Source organism: Thermonema rossianum DSM 10300, assembly GCF_000426825.1.
GTDB lineage: Bacteria > Bacteroidota > Bacteroidia > Cytophagales > Thermonemataceae > Thermonema > Thermonema rossianum.
Window position 1 is genome coordinate 339,710 of sequence record NZ_AUGC01000001.1, and the last position, 22,736, is coordinate 362,445.

Genomic DNA, 22,736 nt, shown 5'->3' on the forward strand with positions numbered 1-22,736 from the left:
TTATACCTGTTTGACAATGACCATTGAAGAAATACAACAAGAAATAGCCGAAGACTTTGCCCTGTTCGATAACTGGGAAGACAAATACGCCTATTTGATAGAGCTGGGCAAGCAGTTGCCGCCCATGCCCGAAGAACTGAAAACCGACGATAGGCTCGTGAAGGGCTGCCAGTCGAAAGTATGGCTGCATGCCTACATGAAAGATGGAAAACTCTACTTCCTGGCAGACAGTGACGCGCTTATTGTCAAAGGCATTGTCAGCTTGCTGATTAAAGTGCTTTCAGGGCACAAGCCTGAAGAAATAGCACAAGCCCATTTGCATGTGATTGAAGACATAGGCTTGAAACAACACCTGTCTATGACACGTGCCAACGGCTTGGTGTCCATGATTAAACATATGAAAGCCTACGCCGAAGCTGTCAGCAGTCAATCATAAAAAAGCCATTGTTATGAGCGAAGAAAATAAAAGCAAACATTTGGAGAACATCCCTGACTTGAAAGAGCGGGTTATTGAAGCCATCAAGACAGTGTATGACCCCGAAATACCGGTAGATATTTATGAATTGGGCCTGATTTACGATATCAAAATTTACCCGGTCAATAATGTGTATATCTTGATGACGCTTACCTCGCCCAACTGTCCTTCGGCGGAGTTTATCCCCGACGAGGTGAAACAAAAAGTAGCTGCCGTAGAAGGCGTGAACGAGGTGGAAGTGGAGCTTACCTTCGACCCGCCTTATTCTATGGATATGATGTCGGAAGCTGCGCGCCTTGAATTGGGACTGCTTTAATTTTTGTTTAGGTTTTAAAAAAAGAGAACAATATGTATCCGGAAGAATTAGTGGCACCCATGCGTGCCGACCTCACCGAAGTAGGATTCCAAGAATGTAAAACGCCCGAAGAGGTAGTTGATTTGTTGGAAAACAACAACCAAGGCACCATTCTGATGGTGGTCAACTCTGTGTGTGGCTGTGCTGCCGGGGCTGCGCGTCCGGCCATCAAGCTGGCGCTTTCGATGAGCCAAAAACGCCCCGACAAGCTGGCAACTGTCTTTGCCGGCGTGGATAAAGAGGCAACAGCCAAAGCACGTGAGTATATGTTGCCTTACCCACCCTCTTCACCTTCTATTGCTTTGTTTAAAGACGGCGAGCTGGTGCATTTCATTGAGCGCCATCATATTGAAGGCCGCACGGCACAAATGTTGGCCGACCATCTGGTAGCAGTATTTGAGGAATTTTGCTGATTCCTTTTGTCATATCTCAGCAGAAAAGGCACCGCCCGGTGCCTTTTTTTGTTTGTTGAAAAAGGGAATATGCAGGAAGTTAAAAAACAAGCTTGCTTGAACTGTAGATTTTTATTTTTTGTTTCATAAAGAATATCTAAACTTAAAGCGGCGATGAGCAGCGAACTACAATCCCGGGAACCCCAAGCTTTGATGGAAACAACCGAGCGTCTGTTTCATCGTGATTTCGATGTGCCGGCCATTCGCTCGCACGACTGGGACGCCTTGCGTCAGGCGGTGTTCGAAGTGGTGGATTACTACCTGAAGCGTGCTCCCGAGCGTTTCTTTCAAATTATGTACCGCCTGGATGTAGATGAGAACAAGGTGCGGGCCTGCTTAAACAAAGGCGACTTGATGGCTTTGGCAGAAATCATTATCGAACGGGAGAAAAAAAAGGCACAGTGGCGCCTGCGTTATGCGTCCCGTTCCATATGGGACGATGAAGAAGACCACGGCAATTGAAAAAGCCTTATGCCCGTTTTTTTGAAATCAAGGCTTTTGCAAAAGATAGTTGCGTAAACGTTCCGTTTCTTCTTTAATCTGCAAGATACTCTCTTCGGGCATACGGAAACTCATAATGTCATTTTGTTTTACAACCAACACATTGCCCTGTATTTCAGTAGTAGGGTGTTGGTAGTCGTAGGTGATGGTGATGGGCTCAAAACCTTGCATGAGCTTTTCAAATTCTTTTTGAAGTTGTTGCAGCTGCTTGTCCCGGTCAAAGAAAGACAAATACATCATCAGGTTGCCGAGATAAATTTTTTGTTCTGCCAAAAGCTTTTTGGTAGAGGGCTTTGGATGGGCTTCGAAAACCAAACAGCTAAGGTACAGCTGCTCCAGCCACATGGACAGCACATAGCGGCTTGCCGGGTAGGCCGAACGATAATGATTGAGCAAAAATTGCTGCGCTGTTTCGAGGCTCAGTGAGCGGCGGCTCAATATGAGCAGTGAGTCAATGGAGGTGCTTTCTATGGAAGCACCGGCAATAGGGCGCAGAAAGTCAAGCTGCATGCTTTCCACATGGCTTTGCAATGCTTTTTGGTACACCAGCGCTTGCGACTTGTTTTGTTGTGCCAAGGCAAAATGCAAACGGCAGGCAAGGGCAGCAGCACGCGACAGACGCGCGTTTTCCGGAACAGATACTTTTTGAAGCAGCTCGTCGGCATCCTGCAGTTGGGTAGGGTACTCGATAAGCTGCTCTATCAACAAACTGACTTCGGGAATAAATTCACTAATCAATGGTTGAAAATGGTCGTTGTCATCGCCGGCTGCTGTTTGCTCTTCTTCTGAAGAAGACACATCTTGTCTGTTGGCAGACAGCTCTTGCCCCTCTTGCTGTGTAGTGCCTTCACAGGCAGTCAACAGCAACAAAACAGCCATGGCATACAGGTAGGTAAGTTTCATGATTGTGATGTTTTTTGACCGGAGTCTTCGGTATGTGAAGCGCCAAATTGAAGCTCGATGATTCGGCACAGCTCGTCATACCATCGTTTGCCATACTTCCTTATCAAAGGTTCTTTCAAAAAGCGGTAGAGCGGCACACGCAGGGCACTGCCATGTGCACACGCCGGTTTGCATATTTCCCAACGATGGTAATTGACCGCATCAAATTCATCGTAACGAGTAATCCGGATAGGATAAAGATGGCAGGAAACCGGCTTTTTGAAGTCGCTCTTTCCTTCATAATAAGCTTGTTCGAAAGCGCACTTCAACTGCCCTTTTTCATCACGGAAGGCATACACACATTCGCCCGTGGGCAGGATAGGAGTTGACAGGTCGCCTTCTTGGTCAATGGTATGGGTGCCCTGCGCTTCTATTACTTCAAGCGCCTCTTGCGAAAGGTAAGGGCGCACCGTAGGCAACAATTGGGCTATGGTTTCACACTCAGCCTCTTCCAAAGGGGCACCGGCGTCGCCTTCCACACAGCAAGCCCCTTTGCAGGCAGAAAGTTCACATACAAAATATTGCTCTGCAATATCGTCTGACAGATATACATTCCCTACAATAATCATAATCCACAAAAAGCCAATGGAAGTCTAAAAGGTGTTACTCAAAAGTACGACGAAAACCGCCAATATCAAACTAATATCTTGCAAAATTTCTTACATTTGAGCGTGTATAAATGCTATTTTTTCAATAAAAAATTCAAAAAATTATGAACAAGCCGGACCTTCATCCCGAAAGCTTAATGATGTCTTACGGCTATCGCCCCGAGTGGTCGGAGGGGGCAGTCAAATGTCCTATCTTCCAGACTTCTACTTTTGTGTTTAAAACAGCCGAAGAGGGCAAAGCACATTTTGAACTGGCGTATGGCCTACGTCAGCCGAAAGAAGGCGAACAGGTAGGCTTGATTTATAGCCGTATCAACAACCCCGATTTGGAAATTCTTGAAGACCGTTTGGGACTGTGGGATGAAGCTGATGATTGCGCCGTATTTGAAAGCGGCATGTCGGCTATTACGACGGTGCTGCTCGAGTTTTTGCAGCCTGGTGACGTGGTCCTGCATACCAATCCGCTGTATGGTGGTACAGACCACTTCATTTCCGAGATATTGCCCAAATATGGCATAGAATCGGTGGAGTGGAACAGCTGCGACAGCTACGAAGCCTTGCAGCAGCGGCTTGAAGCCAAATTGCAAGGCAAGCGCTTGGGCGTGGTTTATATAGAAACGCCCGCCAACCCTACCAATACGCTTTATGATATTGAGTGGGGCAAGCGCCTGGCAGAGCATTTCAGCAGCGACGCGCACAAGGCAGTGGTGGTTGTCGATAACACTTATTTGGGTCCTCTTTGGCAGCACCCGCTCAAGCATGGCGCCGACCTGGTGGCTTATTCGGCAACCAAATATATTGGCGGGCACAGCGATGTGATTGCGGGGGCTGTGTCCGGAAAAGCCGATTACATGCAGCGCGTAAAAGTATTGCGTACGTTTTTAGGCAACATGGCAGGTCCATGGACGGGCTGGCTGCTGCTGCGCAGCCTGGAAACGCTGCAGTTGCGTATGGAACGCCAAGCCAAAAACGCCCGCCTGGTTGCCGAGTTTTTGCGCGGGCATCCCAAGGTGGAAAAGGTGCATTATTTAGGCTTCTTGGATGAAAACACGCCCGAACAATACGCCATTTTCCGCAAGCAGTGCAAAAATGCCGGTGCCATGCTCTCTTTCGATGTGAAAGGCGGTGAGCCGGCTGCTTTCCGCATGCTCAATAGCCTGAAATTGGTGAAGCTGGCGGTGAGTTTGGGCAGCACCGAGTCTTTGGCGCAGCACCCTGCCAGCATGACACACGCCGGTGTGCCGCCACAGCGAAAAGCCGAAATGGGTATTACCGATAAGATGGTGCGTCTGTCGGTAGGTGTGGAGCACCCCGATGACCTCATCTGGGACCTGAAGCAAGCACTCGAGCAGGCATGAGTTTTTTAGTTTTTGTTTGAAGTGAGAAAATGACGGGGCAAGCTTGATTGCCCCGTTTTTGTTTTGTAATCTAAAAAAATACATTGTAAGTTTTGGATATTATTATTATTATTATTATTGCTTTTGCAGTCCCTTAAGTGCACCCGGGAACTTTAGGGGATTGCCGTAGCGCTACGAAAGTATCAAATGCTTAACAATTAAAAATGAGCAAAATATGGAAAATATAAAAAAGACTTTCGCATTTTTGTTGATGCTGCTGTTTGCAACCAACATTTATGCAAGCAATATTGATGAGCCGCAGTCTTTAATAGATTCATCAGTTAAAGAGCAAAAAGAAGTTTATCAAGATATTGATTTACAAATACTTAGCTCAATACCACCAGAAGATGATGTAATAACAATAACAACATCCTGTGGTGTAACCGTATGGGTGTCCGCAGATGCTTTTGAAGATACCGGACAGGTAATACGGTTTGCATTAGTTGTGGATGCATTCTTCTGTGGGTAGTAATTGAAAAATAGAAGACAGCTTACAAGAGTTTGTAAGCTGTCTTCTTTATTATTTTATGTTTAAGCTTGATTAAATAAATACGTAGTATGAAGAAGTTGTATTTACTTGTTATTGCACTTTTTTTTGTGCGTGTTGTTTCGGCGCAAATTGCCGTAGATACGGCTCAGTGGCATATAGACTATGCCTTTGAACATAAGGCAGACTCTGCCGAAGCCACTTTTTCGCGCTATGAGGTAATGCGTTTGGAGGTAGGCAGGCGGGTATCTAAGTTTTATAGCTTGGATTATGAAGCCTGTGTGGAAAAGAAACGCTCGGCTACCCCGGCTATGATATTGGCTAATCCGGGCGAGTACCGGTGTACGGCATCCCCTTGGATTCTTTTTACGAACTATCCGCAAGCCGGCAGTTATACATGGCAAAATGAGGTGCTGACGAATGCCATAGGTTATAGCGAAGAGATGGAAGTACCCCAATGGACCATTACAAATGAAAGAAAACAATTGGCAATAGCCGACAGCAGCCGTCTGTTGCCATGTCAAAAAGCAACTACTTTTTACCGGGGGCGCCATTGGGAGGTTTGGTTTACCACTGCCTTACCTTTACCCGAAGGTCCTTGGAAGCTTAAAGGCTTGCCGGGGCTGGTTGTGGAAGCCGGCGACAGCAAGCATAATTTCCGCTTTTCATTGCTGAAGGTGAGCCCTGTCAAAGACAAAGCAGAGGCAATCACTTACTCTGAGCTCACTCCCTTTGAAAGAAAACCCTACCGTATGATGCCCTATGAAGAGTATGCAGAACAAGAACAGCGCATAAGCACCGACGTGGAGTATGCTTTGAACAGTGGGATAGGTATTACATCTGACCAAATTCAAATAGGCACTCCGGATGGCGAAAGACTCAGTTTAAAAGAATACGTGAAAAAGTACCATAAACAAGCTTCCTATAATCCTTTAGAACTGTTTTATGTCAATAAAAAGCAAAAGAACAGGTAATTGTTGTTGGGGACTTTTGTTGGGATTGTACTTGTTGGGGGTTCGTGGCTTGTGGGCACAGAATTTGAACGGGCAAGTGCTGGATGACAGCAGCTCTGTTCCTTTGCCAAGTGTTGCTGTCTTGCTGCTTGATTCAGCAAATACGGTCGCTGCCTATGCCATCACTGATGCTGAGGGGCGGTTTGTGCTAACCCTGCCGGACGGACTGCCTGCCGGAGCACGCCTCCAGGCAAGCCTCATGGGTTATGAGCCCCTCGAGTTGCCTTTAAATAAACTGCCTTCGCCTTTGATTTTGCGCTTGCGTCCAGCTGCCTTTGCCCTCGAAGAGGTGGTTATTCGCGATGCCGCCGTGCAACGCCGGGGCGATACCCTTGTTTATGATGTGGCGTCCTTCACCAAAGCGCAAGACCGCACTTTAGCTGATGTGCTGCGCCGCATGCCCGGTATAGAGGTGAGTGACGACGGACGCATATTTTACCAAGGTGAAGCCATACGGAAGTTTTACATCGAAGGTGACGACTTTTTGGGAGGGCGCTACGGCATTGCTACAAAAGCGTTGCAAAGCAAAGATGTGGATAAGATAGAGATATATGAAAAGCATCAGCCCTTGCGTATGTTGCAGGGGGTAGTCCAAGGGGAAGGGGCAGCACTGAACGTGAAGCTGAAGGAAGAAGCCAAAATGCAGCTGAAGGGTACTGCCAAAGTAGAGGCAGGCATGCCGGCAAAAGCCTACAGAGGGGAGATGAACAGCCTGTCGGTCAATCAAAAGTGGAAGTTGATGGGCAGTGCCTACTACAATACTTTGGGTGAGTCACTGTCGCAATATTTGATAGACCATACCGCTGATGTATTGACGCAGGTAGAAAGACAACTTGAACAACAAGGCTATCTCAACAAGCTGTCTTTGCGTTTTCCTACACCTTCGGCAAATATTTTACCGAAGGCTTACTATCCGCTCAACGAAAGCGCTTTGCTTTCTTTAAACCTTTCACGTGCTGTAAGCAAGCAGGCTACTTGGCGGGGCAATGTGTATGCATGGCGTCATACTGACTGGCAGCAATACAAGGCAGATTATAGCTACTTTTTGCCTACCGATACGCTGCGGCAGCAGGAGTGGCAGCAGCTTGGGCAAGGACAAAACCGTCTGCTTGCTTCTGTGGGCTATCAAGATAATGCCCAAAACTATTTTCTTTCCAATCATTTGGAACTGGAATATGCCGGAGACACAGGTGCCGGACACTTACAAGCCGAAGTGCCTGTGCAACAACAAGAGATTTCACGTGAAGGCTATCGCTTGAATAACACCTTTCGGCAAAGCAAGCTTGCCAAAGGGGGCTTTTGGGACTTGCATCACCATTTGCAGTTCCGCAGGCGCAGCGAGCAGTTGCAGGTGCGTCCCGGTATATATGATGCACTGCTCAATCGTGGGGAGGCATTCGAGCAGCTCCGACAGCACTGGCAAAGTACCTATGCCCAAAGTGACTTGGGATTTGACAGGCAGTGGCAATGGGGGGCATGGCAATTGACTTCGCAGGCAGCCCACCGGCTGGAATATGCCGGAATTTATTCGGACCTGTACGCCGAAGCACGCCGCATAGATAGTGCTGCTTTTATCAATTCATTTACTTTTTTCAAACAGCAGGGCGAGCTCGCACTGAAGTGGCAACGGCAGCATGGGCGTTGGAACTTCAAAGGGACTTTGCCATTGAGTTACATGGGCGGCTGGTACCGCAACCACCCCATAGAAACACAAAGGCAACAGCTGGCTTTTTTGCTATTCATGCCCCAACTACACATAGCCTATAGGTGGGGCGACTGGAGCGGTGTATTGTCGTGGCAGCGCAAGCAAGAAATCACTGACTTGTGGCAGCTGCCCACGGGCTATGTGCTTACCGATTATCGCACTTTGACAGCTAACGGAATGGAGGTGCAGCTGCTGGAAAGGCAAAATACCAGCTTGCGCCTTGATTACAAATGGTTGTCTGAAGGTTTATTTTTCCATTGGCGGGCAACATACGAGCGGCAGCATAGCCCTTTCTTGACAAAAGTTGTTTTTGAAAATGGACTTCTGCGCAGCCGTCAACAGACTTTCGACAATCAAAGCGAGCATTACATGCTCAACGGTGGTTTGGATAAACGCTGGAGCTTTTGGGATTTGCTGCTTACTTTAAACCTGTATTACAGTCATATACGCAACTGGATATGGCAACAAAGTACGCCGCAAGCTGTGTATCAGCGGAGGTGGCAGTACGTCGCACGCTTGCAGCTGTCACCTTTAAAGTGGCTGGATATGGATGCTAACGTACAATACACAAGAAATGATGTTTATGATGCGAGCCGGGCGCAACGCTTGGGCACCCCTGTCAACAGCCTAAGCATAGAAGCGAAAGTAAACATGAAAGCGGGGAAGTGGTCTTTGCAGCTGACAAACAAGTATTACTATCTGCAAACGGGGCAGGCATATGAGTTCTTGCAAACCGATGGGCGCTTGCAATACAGGCTTCCAATGGTCGATTTGTTTTTTAGTTGCCTGAACTTATGGAATGAAAAGCAGTGGGTAGAGCAGTCTATCGAGCAGAACCGTCTGTTGCAAGCCGTTTATTTTTTACGTCCACGCACCCTGACAGTGGGCGCATATTTCAACTTCTGAAGTGTACTGCTCAAAAAACAGGCGCCATATCAAAAGAATGCCGGTGGCAGCGCAATACAAGTCCAAGCTGTTACGGTAAACACCAAACGGAGAGAGCATTGCCTTCAGCCGCTTATGCAGCATGGAGTGACGAACCAAGCCTGTCACTTCTCGATCCTCGAAACCTGTCATTTCGAACCCCATGTGGTGAGGAGAGAAATCGCAAGTCCATATTTTCAAAATAAAAAGAATCGGCACTTTCTTGCTTGTGCCCGAAAAGACAAAGAAGAAAAGCTTGGCTGTTTTTAGAAGAGTTTTTAAAAATATTCATCGTAATATTGCGATATTAAAAAATAGTAACTACCTTTGTAAAAAAGCAAAGCAGTGGGGATTACCAAGAGCAACCTGTTTAGTGAAGAGCAGAATCGTCTGAGTACGCTGTTGAAGGTGTTGGCGCATCCGGCACGCATTGCCATCTTGCAGCATTTGGCAAGTACACCCGGTTGTATCAACACCGATTTGGTGCAGGAGTTGGGCTTGGCTCAAGCAACAGTTTCACAGCATTTGAAAGCACTGAAAGAAGCCGGCATTATTCAAGGAAGCATCGAGGGAAATTGCTTGTGCTATTGTATTGACACGGAACGCTGGCAGGAAGTGAAGCAGCAAATCATGTCTTTTTTGTCTGAAATAGCTTGAAAAGCAAGAAAAGGGCTATTAAAATCAAAAGTGATTTTATTTATTCATCGCAATATTGCAATAACTAAAAATTAAAAAATCATGAATCAGTTAACCGTATCACCCAAAGTACACATCAGTCTTTACACACGAGATATTGAAGCAATGACTGACTTTTACAGCCGGTTTTTGGGTCAGCAGCCCGACAAAAGACGGGAAGACTATGCCAAATACGACTTGGACGTTCCGCCGTGGGTGTTGTCGTTTGTGTTGAAACCGGAAATGGCAGCTGCCGTACCCGGACACTTGGGCATAAGGGTGAGCTCCCCACAAGAGGTCGAAGCTTGGAAAAAGCATTGCTTGGCACAGAACATAGCCGTGCGTGAAGAAAAGGGGGTGAACTGCTGTTATGCCATTCAAGATAAGTTTTGGGTGCAGGATCCGGAGGGAAATTGGTTGGAAATTTACTATTTTCATCAAGATGCCGAGTGGTCGGCACCGGAGCAAACAGAAGGCGAGGGCGAGGCGATTACTGCGGCAAGCAGCTGTTGTAAATCGTAGAGCAGGGGGAGCGGGGGCAGGCGGCTGTCCCTGTATATGCCTTTTGCTTTGCTCGAAATAGTTCTGCTTACTGAGGTGTTCAATGTTTTAATATTCGAGGCATGAAAATTTTAGTCATAGGCGCCACGGGCACTATTGGTAGCGCTCTGGTGCATGTATGGAAAGACAAGCACGAAGTGCTGGAAGCTTCTTATGCACGCAGCTCATTGAAGGTTGATTTGCGCTCCCGTGATTCCATTGAGCAGTTGTTTGCACAGACCGGTGCGCTCGATGCGGTAGTATGCACGGCGGGGGAAGCGCGTTGGGCGCCTTTTGAAGAAATGAGCGAAGAAGATTTTCGGATAGGGCTGGAGTCCAAATTGATGGGGCAGGTGCGAGTGGTGCAGATAGGCGCCCGCTATGTAAAAGCCGGTGGTTCCATTACGCTTACTACAGGTATTTTAGCCGATGATCCGGTTTATCAGACCACTTCGGCGGCGATGGTCAATGGTGCGTTGCACAGCTTTGTGAAGGCAGCATCTTTGGAAATGCCTTATGGGGTGCGTTTGAACGTGGTATCACCCGGCTTGGTGGAGCCGGCAGCCGAACGCTATGCCTCTTATTTTCCCGGACATGTGCCCGTATCTATGGAGCGGGTGATACAGGCTTATACCAAGAGTGTAGAAGGACGCATACATGGGCAAATTGTGCGGGTGTATTAAAAAAACATGGGTAGTGGATGGCCACTACCCATGAAGTGTAAACGCTTTTTTTTTTTTTGCTTAGGCAGGGATTTCTTCCCGCATGAGCTTCAAAAATTCACGAATGAAAGCCGGATGAGCAGGCCATGCAGGCGCTGTTACCAGATTGCCATCTACCACGGCCTGGTCGGCAGGCACTTCTTTGAAAGTACCACCGGCAAGCGTTACTTCCGGACCCACTGCCGGATAGGCGGTCAAGGTGCGCCCTTTTACCACGCCCGCAGCCGTAAGGATTTGTATGCCATGGCAAATGGCGGCTACCGGCTTGTCGGCTTCGAAGAAGTGGCGCACGATGTCGAGCACGCGTTTATTGAGGCGCAGGTATTCGGGCGCCCGTCCACCGGCAATGACCAGGCCGTCGTATTGTTCGGGCTGCACCTCATCGAAAGAATAGGACAGGGTAAACCAGTGTCCCGGCTTTTCGCTGTAGGTTTGCTCGCCTTCGAAGTCGTGAATGGCCGTACGCACTTTTTCCCCTTTCTTTTTGTCGGGGCAGACGGCATGCACTTCGTAGCCTACCATCAGTAGCATTTGGTAGGGTACCATGGTTTCGTAGTCTTCGGCGTAGTCGCCGGTAAGCAGCAGTACTTTTTTCATGATTGTAAAGATTTAGTTGAACATGTCATGATGTTAGTTTTTTTGTCTTTGAAAATCAAGTATTTAATGTTGTTTTTCCGTGAATTTTTTGTGTTTTTAGTATGAAGGTCAGGGGGCTTGGGGCGCGGCGTCGGCTTCATCCCAAAACTCGGCACCGTGCAAGCCCACATAGCCGGTTTTTCCATTGAACAGCTTCACTTCAGCCATTTCTTTCGACACCAGGTAAGCTTCTGCGTATTTCAAAGGGAGAATGGCTTGTCCCTTCCGGTTGATGAACCCATACTTGCCGTTTTGTGCAACCCATGTGTATTCCGGAAACTGAAAATGCCATGCATCATCAAAAACAGGGGGAATCACCATCTCGCCTTGGTGGTTGATGAAGCCGAAGTGCCGGCCTTGGCGTATCATTGCCAAGCCGTTGATGAACTCAAAAGCCACCTCAAAAGGTCCGGGAATTACGACTTCGTTGCGGCGATTGATATAGAAATAACCACGCTTGTCATGAACTACGGCCAGCCCTTCGTGAAATCCGCCCCCGTAGTCATATTGTGGGGCAATGACCCATTTGCCCTTTTTATCGATAAAGCCCACCAGTGCATCGGTGACTACCAGTGCCAAGCCCTCACGAAAAAGATCGACCTCTTCATACTGCGGGGGAATCACTTCTTTACCTTTTCGATTGATGAAACCATACAGCTCGTTGCGGCGTACAGGGGCTAAGCCTTCCCGGAAAGGACCCACTTCTTCATAAACCGGTGGCACTATTTCTTCACCTTTCGTATTGACGAACCCCCATTGGCCGTTGCGCAACACCGCAGCCCTTTTTTCGTGAAACGGCTCTATTTGTTCATAGCGTGCAGCCACTATTTCTCTTCCTTGCCGGTCGATGATGCCTTGTTTCCCGTGCAGGCTAACGACGGCATAACCATTTCGAAAAGAAGAAGCCGCCTCATAGCGGGGCGCAATAACCCACTGTCCTTGCCGGTTGATAAACCCCCATTTTCCCTTGTGTTTCACCTTGGCCAGTCCTTCACTGAAAGCATCGGCATCGTCATACAGCAGGGCAATCACTTCCCTGCCTGAGGTGTCTATAAAACCCACACTGCCATGACGTATTACTTTGGCTAAGCCTTCGCTAAACGGCTGCACATAGTCGTATTGGCAGGGAATGCTTATTTGCTTTTGCCGGTCGCAAAAGCCCCAGCGCTCGCCTTGGCGATAAGGAAAAAGCCCCACACTCTCATCCGGGCTTCGGGAAACCGGTCGTTTGGCGCAGCCGCCAAGCAGACATAAGAGCAAAAAGCCCGTGGGCAATAGCAGGCTTAGCAAGTAGTGTTTCTTCATGAGGCTTCTTTTTTTAAAAAAAGATAAAGACTATTGTTTTCAAAAGCAAGGCAGTCACTTATGGCGGGCGGTTTGAAGTGCCTTGTTTTTCGTAAATTGCCCCCATGAATTCACAAGACAGCATGGAGCAATATTTAGCCACACTGAACGAGCCCCAGCGGCAGGCAGTAGAGCATGTAGAAGGTCCCTTGATGGTGATTGCCGGTGCCGGTTCCGGCAAAACGCGTGTGCTTACCTTTCGCATTGCCCGTTTGATGGAGTTGGGCGTGGAGCCTTTTCAAATATTGGCACTTACATTTACCAACAAGGCGGCCGGTGAGATGCGCGAGCGTATTGAGCGCATTGTGGGCACCGAAGCACGCAGCTTATGGATGGGCACCTTTCACTCGGTGTTTGCCAAAATTTTGCGTATCGAAGGCCAACGTTTGGGCTATACCCGTGACTTTACAATTTACGATACCGACGATTCGCGTTCGCTCATCAAAAGCATCGTGCGGGAGCTGAAACTGGATGATAAGCTCTATCGCCCGGCTTATGTGCACGGGCGTATCTCTTTGCTCAAGAACAGCCTGATTTCTTACCGTGAATATTTGTCAAATCCTATTTTTTTGGCAGAAGACGAAGCGGCGGAACGCCCCCACATAGGCACCATTTACAAAATGTACCAGGAGCGCTGCTTCAAAGCCAATGCCATGGATTTTGACGACCTGCTGTTCAATACCAATGTGCTGTTTCGTGACCACCTCGACGTGCTGAACAAATACCAGCACCGTTTTCAGTTTATTATGGTCGATGAGTTTCAAGATACCAACCTGGCTCAATATTGGATTATACGGAAGCTTGCCAATGTGCATCGCAACATAGGCGTGGTGGGCGATGACGCCCAAAGCATTTACGCTTTTCGCGGTGCCGACATACGCAATATATTGAACTTTCAGAAAGATTACCCCGAAGCGGTGGTGGTGCGTTTGGAGCAAAATTACCGCTCCACACAGGTGATAGTGGACGCAGCCAACGAAGTGATTGCCCACAACCTGAACCAGCTGCCCAAAAAAGTATGGACAAGCAATCCCAAAGGCGAGCTTATCAAGGTGATAGAAGCATGGAGCGACAACGAAGAAGCACGCCTGGTGGTAGATGACCTGCAAGAGCAGAAACTAAAAAAACAACTGCCCAATGGCGAAATTGCCATTCTGTATAGAACCAACGCACAGTCGAGGGCTTTTGAAGAAGCCTTGCGTCGTGCCGGCGTCAAATACCGCATCATCGGCGGCATTTCATTCTATCAGCGCAAAGAAATCAAAGATATTTTGGCTTATTTGCGTCTGACTCTCAACCCCAACGACGAGGAGGCATTTAAGCGTATTGTAAACTTTCCGAAGCGAGGTTTGGGCAATGTAACCATAGATAAAGTATTGGTGGCTGCCCGCACCGAAGGACTGGGCTTGTGGGGCGCTTTGAAGCAGGCAAACCGTTATCTGAAAGGCAACACGCTCAGTGCCATCGAAGAGTTTACGCTGATGATAGAAGCTTTCAGGCTGATGATTCAAGAGCGGGATGCTTACGAGGTAGCCACCGAAGTGGTACGGCGCTCGGGCTTGCTCAAAGAATATTATGAAGATAAGAGTGTGGAGGGCATCGTCCGTTACGAAAACATACAAGAGTTCTTGAATGGTGTGCAGGCGTTTGTGCAAGACCCCAACAGGGAAGATAAAAGCCTGAGTGCTTTCCTGCAGGAAGTGGCGCTGCTTACTTCGGTGGACGAAGCCGAAGACGACGAAGAAGCCGTGTCATTGATGACCGTGCACGGTGCCAAAGGGCTTGAGTTCCGGCAGGTATATGTTGTAGGCATGGAAGAAGAGCTTTTCCCGTCCTATATTTCATCGGGCACAGCCGAAGAGCTCGAAGAAGAGCGCCGCTTGTTTTATGTAGCCATGACACGGGCGAAAGAGCGCCTTACGCTTTCTTTCGCCAAAAAACGTTATATTTACGGTAACTTAAAAGACCGCACCCCCAGCCGTTTCTTACAGGAGATTCCTCCGGCTTATCTTGACTGGCGGGGCAGCATGGCAAGCAGCCGCCCCAATGGTGACGATACCAAAGCGCACTTGGCAAGTGCCATCCGGCAGTACAAGCAAAACCAAATGCCGCCAAAGGCGACAAGCTATCGCCCGCCGGCAGATTTCCAACCCAGCGACATTGGCTTGGTGGTGGAAGGCGCGCGAGTAGAGCACAAAAAGTTCGGATTTGGACGCGTGTTGACCGTAGAAGGCAGCGGCGACGGCAAGAAAGCCACCATTCAATTTGATGAAGTAGGGCAAAAAACCCTGCTGCTGAAATTTGCCAAATTGAGAGTACACCCCAACGATTAAAAAACAATACAATTATGTTTGAATACCAACAGAAAAAACCCCTTAAGTTGCTCGAATATGGGCGTAATATACAAGGGCTGGCAGAATATCTGCTCACCATTGAAGACCGGCAGAAGCGTACCGATTACGCCCATGCGTTGGTGGAGCTTATGAAAGACATGCTGCCCAACTATGGCGACGGCGAGGATGTGTATAACAAACTGTGGGACGACTTGTTTATTATGACGGACTTCCGCTTGGATGTGGATGCCCCCTTTCCCATGCCCGACCCGGAGCAGCTCAATCGCCGCCCCGACCCCGTACCTTATCCACAAAAAGATTTGAAATACAAGCACTATGGGCGCAACATAGAGCGCTTGATTGCGATGGCAAAAACCATAGAAGACGAAGAAGAGCGCAAAATAACTTTCGCATACATCGGCAGCCTGATGAAAATGCAAAGCCTGTCGTGGAATCACGACAGTGTGGAAAATGCCGTGATTTATCAACACCTGAAAGAGATGACAGGCACCGACTTGCCTTTCTCTTTGGAAGAGGCAGAGTCATTGGGGCTTTTCGATAACCTGAGCGTGCGCAGCAGTAAAAACCGCAACGGCAACGGACACAGCAACGGCAAGCAAAATAAAAAGAAACGCAAGCGCCGCTCGTAGTCCGCTGCATGCGCCTTGGCATTGAAACCGGCACTCTGTAAAGATGAGTGCCGGTTTTTCTATTCGTGCGATAAGAGCAAGCGAGGCGCCCCTTCGGTTGGCACAGCACAAGCTACCTTCTAAACGGTGAAAGGCGCAAGACAACACCAATCCGGCAAGCCGGGCGGCTTCCTTTTTCCTGAAAAAGACAAACTGACTGAATGTTTTACGTCAAATATTAGGTCTATTACTCGGTTTTTTTTAAGTTCATGAAAAAGTATAACCATGAAAAGCATACTCCGGGCGCAAAAAGCTGCCAAGGTCGTGGAAGACCTGTTGAGCCCCTACCGGGAGGGCAACCACTTGTATATCCAAAACCTGCCTCTTGACGACTTGCTGAAGCTACTGGCACAAATACGCGAACAAGATGAGTTCATCGATAAAGGAAGGAAAGGGCTAAATATTTTATTAGCGGTGTTGATAATCCTTTTGGTGGGATGTGTTTTTCTAATGGCCGCTGTGTCGGTAGTTGCCGGCATTATAGGTTTTGTACTGCTTATTGCTCTCACTGTTTTTTACTTCGTTGCCGATTCACAATTGAAGCGTGCCGACGTAAACAATACACTTTCGCAGTATGTACCTGAATTGCTGGAGCGTTTGCGTTTCGACCTCGCCGAAGAGGCACCTCTTGCGTTGACAGCCTTTGTGGCTGAGCGATACTCCAAAGAGGCATTTAAAAAGAAAACTAAACGGGGAAGAACACGCACCAAGTATTACGAAATATCCCCTTCGGTACAAATAGACGCCGTTCTGGCAGATAAGTCGCGCCTGCGTGCCATCATCCATGAATACCCTTATGAAAAGACCGTAACCCGGGTAAACTATCGTGGTAAGGTTAAAACCAAAACGAAGTACGGCTTGCGTTTTGTGCATGAGGTGAACTTGGCAATTCCCACCGAAATGACCTTGACGGCTTCACCGGTTGCAGGTATCAAAACAAAAATCAAAGAAGGCGAGAAGCGCGACAAAGTGCGTCTGGCAAAAAAAGAGAAGCACAAAACCGGCACAGACAAGATAGCGCTTATACACTTGGCCCCTTCGGTCGATATTACCATGGAACTGCTCTACCGGGCTTATCAGATGCTGAAGCCCGGGCAGGCTGCATAAGCCGCCTCAATCACAGGGAAGCCCACAGGCATCTGCACAACGAGGCTGCCTTTTCACTGTCATGTCAGTTTTGGGTAGTTACCATCTGTGGGCTTTCGCTTCTCACCACGTCTTTGCAAAGAGAGTACCATGGCATCAATGAAAGAAATTAGAGAAATGATCAAAGCCGGCTTTGCCAACCTTGCGCTCTTGAGCCTCTACCGCACAGGCGACCAAGTACACATACAGGAAATGCCGCCGGATGAGTTGTTGACTTTGTTGAATAAGGTGCGTAAGCAGGATGTGCGATTTAAAAATCTCTATGATGCCCCTGTAAGTAATTTCATCATTACGGTGGGGACAATAGGTGTGTTCATATTATTGCTGCCGCTTGCATTTATTTACTTTAACCCGCTTTCCTATAAAGGGATGAGTGCAGCGGCAACGATATTGGTAGTGTTTCTTTGCGCAATACTTGCCATTTATGCAGGATGGGTGCTTGCATCGGCAGTTACAAATCTTCTGATGAATCTTAGCATAAACAACACGCTTTCGAAGTATGCCCCCGCTTTGATGAAGCGTTTGCATACTGAGCTGCACAGGGATGCAACCATCGACCTGAGTGCTTCGGTTATTCCATTGTATAGCAGCAGTCGTAAGAAAAGGTTCCGTTCGGAAACATACGGGCAGTTGCCCGTCCCCTTGCAACAACTATTGGATACGGAAGAGAAAGTCGAAAACGAAGGCTGGCGTTATTACTATGAATGGTCGCCTTCTTTGCAGTTGCATGTTACTCTTTCAGACAATACACGCCTGTGTGTTGCCATTCATGAGTTCGGGCGTGAGCATTGCATAGTAATCGGAACCGGTAAGAACGCAGAGAGGACTTACATTTATTTTTCTTTTTTTGTCCATGAAGTTGTATTGCTTCCTGCCGGTGTGCCGGATGCGTTCAATCAGCTGACCGGTGAAGAGATAGAAGAGCTGGTAAGGAAGGGGCAGGCAGTGCGCCTGTTCGAATTGGAAGAAGTAGAGTCTGATAAGAATACAATTCATCTTGAAGCGGCACCGTCGTTGGAGGTTACCGAAAAGCTGCTGTATGAGGCGTATCATCGCTTTCATAGTCCGCAGAACTATTGAATAAATGCTTTTTGGCAGCTGCTCTGTCTTGCTTAAACTAAACACGATTTGCTTCGAAGATACCTTATGTGATGATGGTTATTTCATGAGGAAAGTATGTTAAATTTTAAAGTAAAAAAATAAGTCTATGATTAACATTACAAAAGCCGGCAACGCAAGAAGAGCTATTCTGAATATGATAGAACCTTATATGCAGGAGAACTATTTTCATTTACATGCTGTGCCCCTGCGACGAATTATGTCCATCTTGGAAGAGGTCAAACGAGAAGATGAAGTGGTATCAAAAGCCAAGCGGGAGCTTTCTTTTTTAGGAATGCTCACAGTTGCACTTTTTATACTGGCTTTAATTATAATAGGCGTCTATCCTATTGATAAGGACATGGAGGGATTCACGCTTGTCATGTTCCCCCTTGCTTCTTCAGCAGTTATATGCTTGATTCTATATGTCTCCTTATCATGGAGTGTGTACAAGTCACTCGGTTTCAATTACTTGCTGATGTTGTATGCATACGACTTTTTGAGTCATTTCCGCCACGAGCTTAATCAAGAAGCACCCGCCGGGCTTCAGGTTTACACAGACTTTTACGACAGCCCGGATTTGGAAAAGGAGAAGCAGCGTGCCGATGGATACAATATCACGAAATACTTCATTTCGCCGGCAGTGAAACTTGAAGCTTCTTTTACAGATGGCTCAAAGCTTGTTGCCTGTTTGAATGCCTACCCGATTGTGATGATGGGATACAAGAAGGAGACGAAGCATCGGTTGCTATTTGTGCATGAGGTGACATTGAACACAACGGATGGGTGGAAATACGAAATAGCAAGCGAAGACCGGTCAAAAGAAGTGACTCTAAGCAAAGAGGAAGAAATAAAAGTGCCTAAAAGACCCAATCAATACTTTCTTTTCATAAGCACCCTGCCTTCCGCAGAGTATGCCATAGAACTAACCTTGAAAGCCCGCGAGAAGCAAAAAGCAGCACAATGAAAAAAGCCCGCTTTTTGGCGGGCTTTGTGCTCCTCAGGCTGGGCTCGAACCAGCGACCCCCTGATTAACAGTCAGGTGCTCTAACCAGCTGAGCTACTGAGGAGTGTTGCTCTTTGTTCCTGAATTCTGATGCAATATTAATAGCTTTGAAAAAACTATGCAAGCATTTGTGTGAAAATTTTTTTGGTAAAACCAACAACTAATTGTTTGTCAAATTGTTATAGAGTTAAAATAAAGCCATGTTTTCTTGCATGCTTTTTGCTGTTTTTATGAAGCCGTGCTAACTTTCTAAAAAAAAACGAACAGGAGACAATGAGCAATAAAATCAAAAATATACTCTTAAGCCCTTTTGCAGGGGGAGCGGCGGGTGCCGTGGTGGTCTTGCTTCTCTTTCAATGGTGGAGTTCGCCCTCCAAGCCCGAGGCACTCAAGCATCAGCCCGACTTTTCGTCCCGGCCCGTGGCAGCGGTGAAAGGTAAGGTAATAGAAGAAGGGGTTTTCCTGCAAGCAGCCAACAAGGCGGCACCGGCCATTGTGCATATCAAGTCGCGCATGCGTCCCCCACAAGAAGACGAAGATTACCACATTTACAGCTTCCATGACCGCAGCTTCAACGTGCCGCGCACAACCACCGGCTCGGGTGTGCTTATCAGCGAAGACGGATATCTTATCACCAATTACCATGTAGTAGAGGGCGCTTATGAAATACAAGTTCTTTTGTGGGACCAGCGCTATTTTGAAGCCGAAGTCATAGGCATAGACCCCAGTACCGACCTCGCATTGCTCAAAATAGATGCCGACGGCTTGGCTTTCCTGCCCTTTGGCAATTCCGACCAAGTGCAAGTAGGCGAGTGGGTGCTGGCATTGGGCAACCCTTTTGACCTGAGCTTCACCGTAACGGCCGGCATCATCAGTGCCAAAGCAAGAAACATCAACATTATACGAGAAGAAGACGGCCTGCAGATAGAATCTTTTCTGCAAACCGATGCGGTAGTAAACCCGGGCAATAGCGGAGGGGCTTTGGTCAACTTGCGGGGCGAGCTCATTGGTATCAATACAGCCATAGCCAGCCAAACGGGCAGTTATTCGGGCTACTCTTTTGCCGTGCCTTCCAACTTGGTGCGCAAGGTAGCCTATGACTTGCTTGAGTATGGTGAGGTACAGCGTGCCATCTTGGGCGTGCAAATCCAAGATTTGGACATAGAAACGGCGCGTGCCTACAAACTGCCCCACTTGAATGGTGTGTTGATAAGGGCGGTGAATGCCAACAGTGGTGCCGAAGAAGCCGGACTGAAGGCCGGCGACATCATTCTGATGGTGGACAGCCTGCCGGTGCGCAATATGTCGGAACTGCAAGAGCGCATTGCTTTGCACTATCCGGGCGAAGTGGTGAAAGTGACCTTTTTGCGTGATGGAAAAACGTTGAGCGTATCGGCAAAGCTACGCAACGTAAAGGGCGGCGTGACAGTGGCCAAGAAAGTCAACAATGTACACACCTTTGCTTTGGGCGGTGAATGGGCCAACCTCAGCCGTGAGGAGCTCAGCCGCTACGAGTTGGAGAGCGGTGCCCGTCTTTTGCAGCTGCGCCCCGGTCCTTTGTTCAATGCCGGCCTGGAAAAGGGGTTCATTGTAACAGACCTGAGCATCAACGGAAAGAAAGTAAAGGTAAAAAGTGCCACCCAACTGGCAAAACTGCTGCGGAGCGCCGAAGCCCACCGTCATGTGCTGTATATGGAGGGAATTTACCCGAACGGCAGCCGGCAATACTATCCTATTGAGTGGTAGCCGCCGCGCAGCCGTGCGCACAACTTAGCACACCGGCTACCTACTCAAACATAGCGGCAATTTGCTGTGCATCCAAAATTACCAAGATGCGCTCGCCATAGGGCGAAAAGTTGGGATTGCTGGAAGCAAACAGCTGCGCAATCATGCTTTGCATTTCTTCCTGCGACAAGCGCTTGGGCAGGCGGTGAGCAGCCCGGGCAGCCAAGGTGCGTGCCACCTTTTCATCCTGTGCCAAAGAAAGGTCGGTATGCATTTGCTTGTATTGCTCCAGAAAGGACTCAAGAATATGCTGTGGTTCATCTTGCAGGTCGGAAGGCACACTGCGCACCAATACCTCGCCACTTTGCAGGAATTCCAGTTCGAAGCCCACTTGCTGCAGTTGAGGGCTTATTTCTTGTAATAAAGTGCGGTCGGCAGCCGGCAGGCTGACACGCGCCGGGAAAAGCACCTGTTGGGCAAAGCGTTTGCCGGAGCGTATCTGTTGCAGGAAGCGGTCGTAAAGAATACGCTGTTTGGCTGCTTTGATGTTGATAAGCAGCAAGCCCGATTTTACCTGTGATACCAAATATTGCTCGTGCAATTGAAAGACAGGCTCACTTTCCGGACTGAAAGCTTGCTTGCTGCTCTCTTCTTCATCGTCGATTTGGTTGAGGCGGCTGCTTACCTTGATGACTTTGCCGCTCTGTTGTTCCTGCTCGCGCTTTTGTATTTTTTGAAACAGCTCCAGCTCTTCGCCTTCCAGTGGTATATTCAGTGTCTGCTCTGCTTCGAAGTCTTCGAACAGGCGTTTCCAGTCTTTAGTTGATTGTTTAGGCAATTTCGATTGAAAACTGCCACTACCACTGCTTTTGCTGCCCGTGCCCCCTTCGCCTTGTGTGTGAATGCTGCGCACATCGGAAAGCGACTCCGGAAAGTTAATGTTTACCTCGAAGTCAAGCGAAGGTTTGATATGGTGGGTAGCCAAAGCACGCTGCACGGCCGTAAGCATAAAGGCATAGAGGGTGCGCTCATCTTCAAATTTCACTTCGGTTTTGGTGGGATGTACGTTTACGTCCACCTGTTCGGGGTCAATGTCAATGAAGATACAATAAAAGGGATAATTCCCTTCGGGGAGCGTATCGGCATAGGCTTGCATGACTGCATGGTGTAAATAACCATGCTTGATGAAGCGCTTGTTTACAAAGAAAAACTGCTCGCCCCGTGTCTTTTTGGCTTGCTGGGGCGTGCCTATATAACCGTGGATTTTGACCGTAGGGGTTTCTTCTTTGCAAGGGATAAGCTGTTGGCGGTACTGCTTGCCAAACAAATCAACGATGCGGCGACTTAGTTTGCTTGGGTGCAGGTTGTACACCTCCACTTGGTTATGGTGCAGTTCGAAGTGAATGTTGGGGTAGGCCAAGGCTACCCGGTAAAACTCTTGAAAAATATGCTGCATTTCCACCGCATTCGACTTTAGGAATTTGCGGCGTGCCGGCACATTGAAAAACAAGTTTTTGACGGCGATGGAGGTGCCTTCCGGGCATATGACCTCTTCTTGGGCTATCAATTCCGAGCCCTCGATACGCAACAGCGTGCCCAAGTCGGCACCTTTGAGGCGTGTCTTCATTTCCACTTGGGCAACGGCGGCAATAGAAGCCAAGGCTTCGCCCCGGAAGCCCATGGTGCGAATGCGAAAAAGGTCTTCGGCCTGTTTGATTTTGGAGGTAGCGTGCCGCTCAAAGCTCATGCGCGCATCATTGGGCGACATGCCCACCCCGTTGTCTATTACTTGAATCAAAGACTTGCCGCCATCCTTTACAATCAGCTTGATATGTGAGGCTTCGGCATCGATGGCATTTTCAAGCAGCTCCTTTACCACCGAGGCAGGGCGCTGTACTACCTCGCCGGCAGCTATTTGATTGGCTATATTGTCCGGTAATAGTCGAATACGGTCTGTCATAGG

At 48.2% G+C, this 22,736-nt stretch carries 22 protein-coding genes and 1 tRNA gene; 17 read left to right on the forward strand and 6 right to left on the reverse strand.

Features of this window, described 5'->3' with window-relative positions; translation table 11 throughout:
• The first annotated feature begins 16 nt into the window (after positions 1-16).
• The 4 genes from K384_RS01620 (at position 17) to K384_RS01635 (ending at position 1,744) form a co-directional block, all read left to right on the forward strand.
• Positions 17-436, forward strand: a complete 420-nt coding sequence (locus K384_RS01620; RefSeq protein WP_038028703.1) for a SufE family protein — start codon at positions 17-19, stop codon at positions 434-436.
• Positions 437-449: 13 nt separating this feature from the next.
• Positions 450-791, forward strand: a complete 342-nt coding sequence (locus K384_RS01625) for an SUF system Fe-S cluster assembly protein (protein ID WP_038028705.1) — start codon at positions 450-452, stop codon at positions 789-791.
• A gap of 32 nt (positions 792-823) precedes the next feature.
• Positions 824-1,243 (forward strand): BrxA/BrxB family bacilliredoxin, encoded by a 420-nt coding sequence (locus tag K384_RS01630; protein WP_038028706.1) that lies wholly within the window; start codon positions 824-826, stop codon positions 1,241-1,243.
• Between the two features lie 153 nt (positions 1,244-1,396).
• Entirely contained in the window at positions 1,397-1,744 is a 348-nt protein-coding gene (locus K384_RS01635; protein ID WP_038028708.1) for a hypothetical protein, read from the forward strand.
• A 27-nt stretch (positions 1,745-1,771) separates the two neighbouring features.
• Here K384_RS01635 and K384_RS01640 read toward each other — a convergent pair whose 3' ends face one another.
• A complete protein-coding gene (locus K384_RS01640; protein WP_038028709.1) occupies positions 1,772-2,686 on the reverse strand; it encodes a hypothetical protein in 915 nt (304 codons plus the stop codon).
• The gene (locus tag K384_RS01645) at positions 2,683-3,294 is read right to left on the reverse strand and encodes a DUF3109 family protein (protein ID WP_051633010.1); all 612 of its coding nucleotides are present in this window, start codon (positions 3,292-3,294) and stop codon (positions 2,683-2,685) included. The genes K384_RS01640 and K384_RS01645 overlap by 4 nt, the downstream gene beginning before the upstream one ends.
• A 143-nt stretch (positions 3,295-3,437) precedes the next feature.
• Here K384_RS01645 and K384_RS01650 point away from each other — a divergent pair, with 143 nt between their 5' ends.
• From K384_RS01650 to K384_RS01680, 7 genes are all read left to right on the forward strand, one after another.
• The gene (locus K384_RS01650) at positions 3,438-4,691 is read left to right on the forward strand and encodes a cystathionine gamma-synthase family protein (RefSeq protein WP_051633011.1); all 1,254 of its coding nucleotides are present in this window, start codon (positions 3,438-3,440) and stop codon (positions 4,689-4,691) included.
• 214 nt (positions 4,692-4,905) lie between these two features.
• Entirely contained in the window at positions 4,906-5,199 is a 294-nt protein-coding gene (locus K384_RS01655) for a hypothetical protein (RefSeq protein WP_038028711.1), read from the forward strand.
• Between the two features lie 89 nt (positions 5,200-5,288).
• Positions 5,289-6,191, forward strand: a complete 903-nt coding sequence (locus K384_RS01660; protein WP_038028713.1) for a GLPGLI family protein — start codon at positions 5,289-5,291, stop codon at positions 6,189-6,191.
• A complete protein-coding gene (locus tag K384_RS01665; protein WP_157630006.1) occupies positions 6,163-8,841 on the forward strand; it encodes a TonB-dependent receptor in 2,679 nt (892 codons plus the stop codon). Before K384_RS01660 ends, K384_RS01665 begins: the two co-directional genes overlap by 29 nt.
• A 363-nt stretch (positions 8,842-9,204) precedes the next feature.
• Complete coding sequence (locus K384_RS01670) at positions 9,205-9,516, forward strand: ArsR/SmtB family transcription factor (RefSeq protein WP_038028717.1); 312 nt, start codon at positions 9,205-9,207, stop codon at positions 9,514-9,516.
• An 81-nt stretch (positions 9,517-9,597) separates the two neighbouring features.
• A complete protein-coding gene (locus K384_RS01675; protein WP_051633012.1) occupies positions 9,598-10,056 on the forward strand; it encodes a VOC family protein in 459 nt (152 codons plus the stop codon).
• 101 nt (positions 10,057-10,157) lie between these two features.
• Positions 10,158-10,757, forward strand: a complete 600-nt coding sequence (locus K384_RS01680) for a short chain dehydrogenase (protein ID WP_038028720.1) — start codon at positions 10,158-10,160, stop codon at positions 10,755-10,757.
• A 60-nt stretch (positions 10,758-10,817) separates the two neighbouring features.
• Here the strand turns inward: K384_RS01680 and K384_RS01685 are convergent, their stop codons facing one another.
• Together K384_RS01685 and K384_RS01690 are read right to left on the reverse strand one after the other, a co-directional pair.
• Entirely contained in the window at positions 10,818-11,393 is a 576-nt protein-coding gene (locus tag K384_RS01685; protein WP_084147078.1) for a DJ-1/PfpI family protein, read from the reverse strand.
• 108 nt (positions 11,394-11,501) lie between these two features.
• Positions 11,502-12,737, reverse strand: a complete 1,236-nt coding sequence (locus tag K384_RS01690; protein WP_051633013.1) for a WG repeat-containing protein — start codon at positions 12,735-12,737, stop codon at positions 11,502-11,504.
• Between the two features lie 104 nt (positions 12,738-12,841).
• On the opposite strand from K384_RS01690, the gene K384_RS01695 reads away from it, so the two are divergent.
• The 5 genes from K384_RS01695 (at position 12,842) to K384_RS01715 (ending at position 19,009) form a co-directional block, all read left to right on the forward strand.
• Entirely contained in the window at positions 12,842-15,109 is a 2,268-nt protein-coding gene (locus K384_RS01695; protein ID WP_245605266.1) for an ATP-dependent helicase, read from the forward strand.
• 14 nt (positions 15,110-15,123) lie between these two features.
• A complete protein-coding gene (locus K384_RS01700; protein ID WP_038028728.1) occupies positions 15,124-15,759 on the forward strand; it encodes a DUF4290 domain-containing protein in 636 nt (211 codons plus the stop codon).
• Positions 15,760-16,023: 264 nt separating this feature from the next.
• Positions 16,024-16,905: a hypothetical protein gene (locus K384_RS01705; protein ID WP_038028730.1), complete on the forward strand. Its 882-nt coding sequence runs from the start codon at positions 16,024-16,026 to the stop codon at positions 16,903-16,905.
• Positions 16,906-17,043: 138 nt separating this feature from the next.
• Entirely contained in the window at positions 17,044-18,024 is a 981-nt protein-coding gene (locus K384_RS01710; RefSeq protein WP_157630007.1) for a hypothetical protein, read from the forward strand.
• A gap of 127 nt (positions 18,025-18,151) precedes the next feature.
• Positions 18,152-19,009: a hypothetical protein gene (locus tag K384_RS01715; protein WP_038028732.1), complete on the forward strand. Its 858-nt coding sequence runs from the start codon at positions 18,152-18,154 to the stop codon at positions 19,007-19,009.
• A 29-nt stretch (positions 19,010-19,038) separates the two neighbouring features.
• Here the strand turns inward: K384_RS01715 and K384_RS01720 are convergent.
• Positions 19,039-19,112: transfer RNA gene (locus K384_RS01720), tRNA-Asn, on the reverse strand.
• A gap of 209 nt (positions 19,113-19,321) precedes the next feature.
• Here K384_RS01720 and K384_RS01725 point away from each other — a divergent pair.
• On the forward strand, positions 19,322-20,794 hold the full coding sequence (locus K384_RS01725; protein WP_051633014.1) for a trypsin-like peptidase domain-containing protein: 1,473 nt from the start codon (positions 19,322-19,324) through the stop codon (positions 20,792-20,794).
• Between the two features lie 40 nt (positions 20,795-20,834).
• Here K384_RS01725 and mutL read toward each other — a convergent pair whose 3' ends face one another.
• Positions 20,835-22,733, reverse strand: a complete 1,899-nt coding sequence (gene mutL, locus K384_RS01730) for a DNA mismatch repair endonuclease MutL (protein ID WP_038028733.1) — start codon at positions 22,731-22,733, stop codon at positions 20,835-20,837.
• Positions 22,734-22,736: the final 3 nt, after the last annotated feature.